The sequence below is a fragment of the Roseovarius sp. MBR-78 genome (genome assembly GCF_040547535.1).
GTDB lineage: Bacteria > Pseudomonadota > Alphaproteobacteria > Rhodobacterales > Rhodobacteraceae > Roseovarius.
Window position 1 is genome coordinate 1 of sequence record NZ_JBEPPX010000053.1, and the last position, 8,021, is coordinate 8,021.

Annotated in this window: 7 protein-coding genes; all 7 read left to right on the plus strand. The window is 57.7% G+C overall.

Annotated features, from left to right (window positions below; all coding sequences use genetic code 11):
• Positions 1-133: 133 nt before the first annotated feature.
• The 7 genes from ABIE58_RS19685 to ABIE58_RS19715 all read left to right on the plus strand — a co-directional run bounded on the left by ABIE58_RS19685 (position 134) and on the right by ABIE58_RS19715 (position 7,829).
• On the plus strand, positions 134-1,015 hold the full coding sequence (locus ABIE58_RS19685) for a recombinase family protein (RefSeq protein WP_354546337.1): 882 nt from the start codon (positions 134-136) through the stop codon (positions 1,013-1,015).
• Between the two features lie 119 nt (positions 1,016-1,134).
• On the plus strand, positions 1,135-2,298 hold the full coding sequence (locus tag ABIE58_RS19690; protein WP_354546331.1) for an ATP-binding protein: 1,164 nt from the start codon (positions 1,135-1,137) through the stop codon (positions 2,296-2,298).
• A gap of 368 nt (positions 2,299-2,666) precedes the next feature.
• Positions 2,667-2,882 (plus strand): hypothetical protein, encoded by a 216-nt coding sequence (locus ABIE58_RS19695; protein ID WP_354546332.1) that lies wholly within the window; start codon positions 2,667-2,669, stop codon positions 2,880-2,882.
• A 211-nt stretch (positions 2,883-3,093) separates the two neighbouring features.
• Positions 3,094-4,449: a ParA family protein gene (locus ABIE58_RS19700; RefSeq protein WP_354546333.1), complete on the plus strand. Its 1,356-nt coding sequence runs from the start codon at positions 3,094-3,096 to the stop codon at positions 4,447-4,449.
• Positions 4,446-5,468: a ParB N-terminal domain-containing protein gene (locus tag ABIE58_RS19705; RefSeq protein ID WP_354546334.1), complete on the plus strand. Its 1,023-nt coding sequence runs from the start codon at positions 4,446-4,448 to the stop codon at positions 5,466-5,468. Before ABIE58_RS19700 ends, ABIE58_RS19705 begins: the two co-directional genes overlap by 4 nt.
• A gap of 226 nt (positions 5,469-5,694) precedes the next feature.
• On the plus strand, positions 5,695-6,975 hold the full coding sequence (gene repC / locus ABIE58_RS19710; protein WP_354546335.1) for a plasmid replication protein RepC: 1,281 nt from the start codon (positions 5,695-5,697) through the stop codon (positions 6,973-6,975).
• A gap of 374 nt (positions 6,976-7,349) precedes the next feature.
• Entirely contained in the window at positions 7,350-7,829 is a 480-nt protein-coding gene (locus ABIE58_RS19715) for a hypothetical protein (RefSeq protein ID WP_354546336.1), read from the plus strand.
• The last annotated feature ends 192 nt before the right edge of the window (positions 7,830-8,021 follow it).

Below are 8,021 nucleotides of genomic sequence, written 5' to 3' on the forward strand. Positions count from 1 at the left end.
GGGAACTAAATGCGACAACTGTGTAGAAACCAAGGGCTTTCTGTTGAGCAGGGCCACAGAGAGCGCCCTTGCATCCGTTTTCAAACGGTCGTTTATTAGTGATATCTTAAACTGCAAAACAGGCCCCCTGCCCGTGCCCCTGATAGGTTATGCGCGCGTCTCGACCGAAGATCAGACCCCCCTGCCCCAGTCGCAGGCCCTGAAATCCGCGGGCTGCGCCGAAATCCATGAGGAACAGGCCTCGGGCGGCAATCGTGCGCGGCCGGTGCTTGCGCGGGTGTTGGAGCGCATCAGCAAGGGCGACACGCTGGTCGTCGTGCGGATCGACCGCCTCGCGCGATCCCTGTCGCATCTGCTGGAGGTGATCGAGCGGCTCGAGGCCAAGGGGGCGTTCTTTCGTTCCATTCAGGACCCGATCGACACCGGATCCCCGCAAGGCAAGTTCACACTGCAGGTTCTGGGCGCCGCGGCCGAGTTCGAGCGGGCGTTGATCCGCGAACGTACCAAGGCGGGGCTGGCGAGCGCACGAACAAAGGGGCGGGTCGGCGGAAACCCTGGCCTGCGCGCCCGGGATCCGGCTGCGCTACGCAAGGTCCGACTGGCGCGACAGGACGGATATATGGAACGCCTGAATGAAACTGCGCAGGACTGGGTGCCCCATGTGCGTCGGCTGCGCCCCGATCTGGCTTGGGAAGATGTGGTGCGCATCATCAACGGCCCCCTACCCGAGGCCCGGCACTGGACGCAAAGCCGTCTGCTGCGCGCTGTGAACGCCTATGTCCGCGATGGGTTCCTCCCCACGACCGTGCTTGATCGCGCGGGCCCGCGTGCGCGAGATGATCGCCTGCCCGCCATCGTCGCGGCTATCAAGGGCGCCGATCCCGACATTACGCTTCAGGCCATCTGCGCCCGCTTGGAGAACATGCGTGAGCGCACACCCCGCGGGCGGACAAGCTGGCAGCCATCATCAGTGAAGATGTTGCTGGAGCGGGCGAAGCGGCTTGGGATGCTATGAGTGAGTTTTGACGCTAAGCCTGTTCGTCACTTCAGGCGACATCTCCAATTGAGTGGCAACTTTACCCGCTAAGCAGCTTATCCTTGCAAATCTTCCATCGTGTGGAGTAATTGCAAGGTATGTATAAGCGCCAAACTCATCACTTTGTGCAATCCGCGCTCGAGAGCCAAGCTGCTGTTGTCCTCCTCGGCCCCCGGCAGGTTGGGAAAACCACGCTCGCTCTAGACATCGCTTCGGAGCAACCATCGGTATACCTTGATCTAGAACGAGATGCGGACAGGCAGATCCTGACCGAACCGGATCTATATCTGGATGAACAGGCGGGAAAACTCGTCATCCTCGATGAGGTGCAGCAGATGCCTGGCCTCTTTAAGAGCCTGCGTGGTCAGATCGACCAGCGCAGGCGGGCCGGTTTTCGAGCGGGCCAGTTTCTGCTCTTGGGATCAGCCTCCAACGTCCTACTCCAACAGTCGGCAGAATCCCTTGCTGGACGTGTCAGGTATATCGAAATGCCCCCTCTACAGCTTACCGAGGTGGGGGCTGATCAGTTGAATGCGCTCTGGCTGCGTGGTGGCTTTCCTGACAGCTTCATGGCTTCAAGCGATCAAACCAGCATGGATTGGCGTCTGGATTTTCTGCGTAATTATCTGGAACGTGACATCCCTGCCCTCGGACCGCGTATTCCAGCCGCAACCTTGCGGCGCTTCTGGACAATGCTTGCGCATGTGCAAGGTGGTCTATTGAACGCTGCAGCCCTCGCCGAGGGGCTGGGCGTCTCCGGCCAAACGATTGGACGCTACCTCGATCTGCTCGTTGATCTCATGCTGGTGCGGCGACTGCAGCCCTGGCATGAGAATGTCGGCAAGCGTTTGGTGAAATCGCCAAAGGTTTATGTCCGCGACAGCGGGGTCGTGCATGCCCTGTTAAGCATTGGGACAATCGAGGGCTTGCTCGGGCACCCCGTCGTTGGCGGCAGTTGGGAGGGGTTCTGTATCGAGGCCCTTCTTGCTGCTGCACCAACCGGCACCGAACCCTTCTTCTATCGCACTTCTGCCGGAGCTGAACTTGACTTGGTCCTTCGCCTGCCTGGCGGCGACATCTGGGCCGTTGAGATCAAGCGCACGACTGCGCCAAAGGTCTCGCGCGGGTTCCATGTGGGCGCGGAAGACATCAAGGCCAGCCGGAAGCTGTTGATCTACGCCGGAGAGCATGACGTCCCGGTGGCCGAAGGCGTTCGTGCAATGCCTCTTGAGCAAGGGATCGGGCTGTTGAGAGCACTCTAGCGCAACGCTTGTTGCGCGCGTGCACGAGAGTAAGGGGTCTACTTGTTTTGTTCAGTTTTAAGGACGCCGCGAATTTCCCTGTGGCATTTTTTCCGGTCCCCGCAGGTCTCCCGGTGCGTACCGGTTGCATGAAACGCACTTCGCAGCGATCGCCCCATCAACAACGGGAGCTGCCCCTCTTCCTCCCCTACCCTTCTCTGCGGCGCTACTCCTCCGGCGTGGCCAAGCCTTGGCCAACTGCGCAATTACCCCTCGGGCTGCATCAGTTTCGCAAGCGTCGGTATCGCAGCCGCTAAAACTTTGGCTGCATATCCGCCAAGACCTCCGACCTCGAAATCACCGTCAAACCCGTCGCGAGCTCGCGCCTGATGGTCTCTACGCTCCGCGTCGACGGCCGCTCCTCGCAAGGTAGGCTGGTCGAGTGCGGCTGCAACTGGAAGAAGCAGAACAAGGAGACCGGCGCCAACCACTTCACGTCGAGCATCCGTGATCACGGCTTCAACGCCAATCTGGGTAAGGCCGCGAACCGAGACGGTCTGTTCCTTCAGAGAGGTATCCAGTGGGGCCGGAAAGGCGCGGTGTGAAACAGGCAAGGTCGGCAGGCTATGCACCGGTCAACCAGCCTGAGCTCCAATCTTGAACGCGTTCAAGATTGGAGCTTCTGGAGCCACATGGCCTCAAAATGAGCGCCTGAAATCCATAGGCGCGTGGTATCTTTATCTTTGGTCCAGAACCGTGCTACCATTCAGAGAGAATCGAGTCGAACTCGGATCCAACCGAAGTCAGGGCTTAGAAATGAGCGGTAGTTTAGAACAGTTTTTGACGGATCTGTCACGTGGGCTTGAGCGCACGATGGTGGCGGTGAACAAGGAACTCACCTTGCGTCAACGCATCAAGCGCATGTGGTCCATGCGCCAGTGCGCAAGGTTTCTTAATGTGAGTATTCAGTATCTGACCAAGTTCGCCAATTCGAGCGATGACTTTCCCGCAGGCGAATATGTCGGAAGAGAGCGTGTTTTCACGCTTTCAGAATTGATGCACATGCGGGCCCTTCTGGCGGCCTCGGCAAAGCGGCCGTACGATTACCTGGCTTGGCGGAAGCCAGATGCACCTTTGCCCGTCATCTCGTTTGCAAGCCAGAAAGGCGGCACAGCCAAAAGCCTGAGCGCCGCGCATTTCGCCCAGTATCTCAGTTTGCACTACGGCATGCGTGTTGGCGTCATGGATGCCGACCCGCAAAGCACAATAACGCTATACTTCGTTGGGGGAGAGGGGCTTCCCCAGATGCCCGATGAAAACACCGCCTCTATGGTAGACTTTGCTGGACTCTTTCAGTCAGAAGACGCGCCATACACCGACCACGACGCGCAAACGCTCGACAGCTTCCTTCTCAAGACCTCCTGGCCGGGCCTACGCCTTTTGCCAGCACACGGCGAAACATCCGAGGGTGAAATCCAGATTGCGCGGCTTGTCCGCGAAGCCCCCGCAGGAAAGAGCTTTTACCGCTACCTGCGCGATGCCATTGACCGTTGGAAGGCGGGCCATCCCCCAAAGACGCTGCCCAACGAATTGGTAGTCGAAGGCAAGGTCGATCAAGAGCGGCTCGACGCTGCTCTGACCGAGACCCTGGATGTCATTATCATCGATTACCAACCTGCGCTCACACTGTTCCAGTTGAATAACGTGATTGCGTCGACTTCGCTGGTCATACCGCAAACCATGAAGGGGTTCGACATCGCGACGTTGTCGACCTTTGTCACTGGCCTGCTTGGGATGCTCCAGCACATTCTGGCCCATGAAAGGATCGAGATCGGAACCGGTGCGAACATGCTGTTGCCGACAATCGTCCAACGTTCCAATGCGCAGGACCTCAACCACATCGGTAACCTGCTAGAACATTGCCCCACGGAGATTCTGCCAGTGTTCTATCTGCGTTCCGACGCAATCTCGAATGCGTCCGACGTCTATCAATCTGTATACGAGTATGAGCCGGATACGCCGGGAAAGCGCAAGGGGATCAACCGGTTCATCACGAATGCCGATGCTGTGAACGACGCGATAGTATCGCGGCTCTGGCCGGGTCTCGAACGTGGCTATGCTGATACATGGATGGACGACTTCTATGAAGATGACGGCGAGGGTGAAGCATGAAACGCAGTATTCCAAGGTCGCTGGTTAGTAAGGCTTCTAGTCCCGATATATCCAAGGATCGTGCGAGCGGTTCCGAAGGTAGGACAGAATCCAATGATGCTGTTTCAACTCCTTTCAATGGGGCCGGCAGTGCTTGGAAATCAGGGGCGCTTGCGCAGTCGCAAGCTGCTGTGGAGCGAAGCAGAGCCGAGCTTTGTTCGGATATCCTCAACGGTCGCCACGAGATAAGCCTGTCGCCAGATCAAATCTCCGATCCGATGGGCACCGACCGCCGACAAGACTGGATGTCGCAGGAAGCATTCAGGTCTCTGGTTAACAGCATTGCCTCGAACGGGCAGGACACGCCCATTCTGGTGTGGCCGGAGGATCCGGGTTGGCAGCCGGATCCGTTGGATCCGTCGAATGTCGCTGGCGTTCCATTCATGATGCTGACCGGCCGCCGCCGACTGGCTGCCGCGTCAGAGCTAGGTGTACCCCTTCGTGCAATCCTTGCCCCGCCTGAAGCGCGAAACGCCGAGAACAGCAAGTTTGAGATGTTGTTTCTTCGGTTCCGCGAGAATGAGGAGCGCGAGAACCTAAGCCCATTTGAGCGATTGGTTTCAATTGGTGAAATGTATGAGACGCTGTCTTCTGGTGAAGAAAAGCTGACAGCTGTGGCATTCGCCAAGAAAATTGGCGTGCATGAGAGCCTAGTCTCGCGAGCACGATCTGTATTCGCTGCGCAGGACCAAATCTTGAACACGTTCAAGAACGTCTACGACATGAGCTTCCGCGATTTACAAGGGGCCTTGGCGAGCTTGGAGAGGACGAACAAAACCAAGCCAAAACCAAAGACAAAGCCCCAAAAACTCACCGTAAAGCGTAAGGTGGGTAACCGAAATCTCTCGGTCACTTCCGTCGATGGAAACCTCTCAATCAAGGTTGCAGGAGTGCCGATTGACCAAGAGCGTCTCGAAAAGCTTGGGGACTTAGTCGCAAGCTATTTGAACGTCGAAGACTCGGAGAAAGATACCGACTGAGGATAGCGTTGGTGTGATGTTCTCTGGAACTATGAGGCAAGGAGTAAGAAGAAACGACAAATGAATTAACGGCAAAAGAAAAGCCCCCAAGCGGTGTGGCCTGAGAGCTGATCTTAGTGGTTTGGTCGCCTCCAAGATAAGTCTCACGGGTTTCACTGTCAACGACGAACGCTCTTGAGCGAACGGCTTTCTTTTGCCTCCACGTAACTGGAGGTGAGATACAGGCATGAAACATACAGGTTGGCGCAAGCCGACACCGGGTCTTGGGGTTGCTGAGAAGCTTGCCCAAGCCGGTGAACGGGTAGCAGTACCCAAGACGCGGGCATTTGTCGCGCTCAAGCGCGTTGGAGCGCATATCGGTCTGAAGGCCGGCGACATGATGCTCCTCGATACACTGGGGGCCTTCACGCAGGCCCAGGACTGGGAGGAGGGGCAGCGCCCGATCGTCTGGGCCTCTAACGCCTATCTGATGGAACAGACCGGCTTCTCTCTGTCGGCACTCAAGCGTCATGCGCGGCGTCTGGCAGAGATCGGTGTGATCTCTTTCCAGGATAGTCCGAATGGCAAACGGTGGGGCCGCAGAGACGCTGAGGGGCGTATCGTCGAGGCCTACGGCTTCGATCTGTCGCCGCTTTCGGCTCGAGTCGAAGAGTTTGAAGAGCTGCAGGCCGAGTTGCAGGCCGAGCGCGAGCTCTGCCAGCGCTTGAAGCGTCAGATCACGGTTGCGCGCCGGATGATCCGCGCGCGGATCGAGGCGGCGGTTAGCGGCGCGTTGCGCGGGCCCTGGACGCAATTCACGGGTCTCTTCGAGGAGCTTCTGGACCGACTTCCGCGCCGCCATCAAGCCTCTGAGCAACTAGAGCGGCTACTGGCGTGGTTCAAGGAACTTCAGGAACGAGTCGAGGCGGCCTATCTCAAGGCGACTGGTGCGATAAACCCTGTGGAAAACACCGACAAAAATGACGCCAAAGTTATGAAGAAGACTCAAGAAATGAACCCCAGGGAGGTCATTTCTGAACCTCATATACTAACTACAAATCAACTTATTCCTGTAATTAGTAATTCCTCTGAAAAAGAGGAAGCGGCGGATGTTGTGCCCAATGCACGACCCGAGGAGCGGGTTGATGGGGAGCTGGAAGACTGGGTTGCAGAGGTGCGCAAGAAGCGAACCGCGCTTGACCTGCCAACAATCATGCAGGCCTGTCCAGAGTTCGCGTCCTGGGCGCGTAATATGGGCGGATTCCTGAAGGATTGGGGCGATCTGCATCGGGTTGCCGGGCAACTCAGGCCGATGATCGGGATTTCGGAGCATGCTTGGAACGTGGCGCAGGACCGAATGGGCACTCAGGTGGCCACGGCTGCGTTTGCACTTGTGTTCGAGAAGCACAGCGCGGGCGAGGTTGCCTCACCAGGCGGATATCTGCGCGGCATGGTCGAGAAAGCCGGGGCAGGGGAGCTGCATCTTGAGCGCAGCTTTTATGGCAGGCTCAGCGGGCAAGCGGCGTAAGACGGTAAGATTAAAAGATGTTACGCATCCGCAGATGTAGGCAGGCCTGTAGAATAATATCTTGCCGAACTGCATAATCTGTTAACTATCTGCCAAATAATGGTAATTTAGCGACTTGTGCAAGATTTCGCCGATTCCCATTGCCGATCTTGCGTCCCCAGATGCCTCTGCTGTTCCAAATCAATGGCTTCGACAAAAACGCAGGCATGGCGCCGTGTGGTGAGGACCCGCTGAAATTGGCCAGGACATGGTCAATGCCCGAGAAAAGTAAGAGTGTCCTTCGGGTTTTGTGACTGACGGATGAGGGCCTTTGGGGTCCCTCAGATGGGTCCGGGCCGGGTTCCGGTCTGCCGTTCCGGATGAAGGGCATTCCGATGCAAACAGGTATCTTGCGCGTGTTGCGCGCGACCGCTGCCTCGTGGTGGCGACACAAGGAACTGCGCCGAACCGGCCAGACGCGGCAGGCAAAGCGGCTTGAGCGCGAGACCGTCCTGCGTGATCTTGGCTATATCAGGCAGGCGGCGACATTGCCAAACGCGCATGTGATCTGCGGGGAGGGCGGGACGTTCCTCCATCTCGGGTGGACCACTGTGTCGAGTTTCGCGCCGATCAAGCGCTTTCCCGTGGCCACTCTTGTGGTCGCACGAGGGACCCCGTTCATCGATATCCGACCCGTCATCGATGTCATCGCTTTCGCGAACCTGCCGCGGGTGACGCGGGTGACGCGGGACGGATCGGTCGACCCTGACCCTTGCGGTCCTGGCACGTCCGTCTCGCTGACCACCTACATCGAGATGGTCGAAGGGCTCGGCGCGCGGATCACCAACAATCCACGGCCCCGTCAGTCAGCCTGATCACCATTCCCTCTCACCAAAACTCGAAAGGAGGCCAGCTATGGCCCGATCCCGCACGCCCAAATTCGATGCCTCCGAGGTCATCACAAACGAAATCAGAGGTGGTCCTGCTTTTTCGACCAGTTTGCAGCCCGGTTAAGGTGGATCAGGGTTTTACATCAGGCTGCCATTTTCACGGGTTCGGTTTTGCTG

Coding starts and splice junctions, on each gene's coding strand:
- ABIE58_RS19690 (WP_354546331.1), top strand. CDS start 1,135: ATGTATAAGCGCCAAACTCATCACTTTGTGCAATCCGCGCTCGAGAGC.
- repC (WP_354546335.1), top strand. CDS start 5,695: ATGAAACATACAGGTTGGCGCAAGCCGACACCGGGTCTTGGGGTTGCT.
- ABIE58_RS19715 (WP_354546336.1), top strand. CDS start 7,350: ATGCAAACAGGTATCTTGCGCGTGTTGCGCGCGACCGCTGCCTCGTGG.
- ABIE58_RS19695 (WP_354546332.1), top strand. CDS start 2,667: ATGGTCTCTACGCTCCGCGTCGACGGCCGCTCCTCGCAAGGTAGGCTG.
- ABIE58_RS19700 (WP_354546333.1), top strand. CDS start 3,094: ATGAGCGGTAGTTTAGAACAGTTTTTGACGGATCTGTCACGTGGGCTT.
- ABIE58_RS19705 (WP_354546334.1), top strand. CDS start 4,446: ATGAAACGCAGTATTCCAAGGTCGCTGGTTAGTAAGGCTTCTAGTCCC.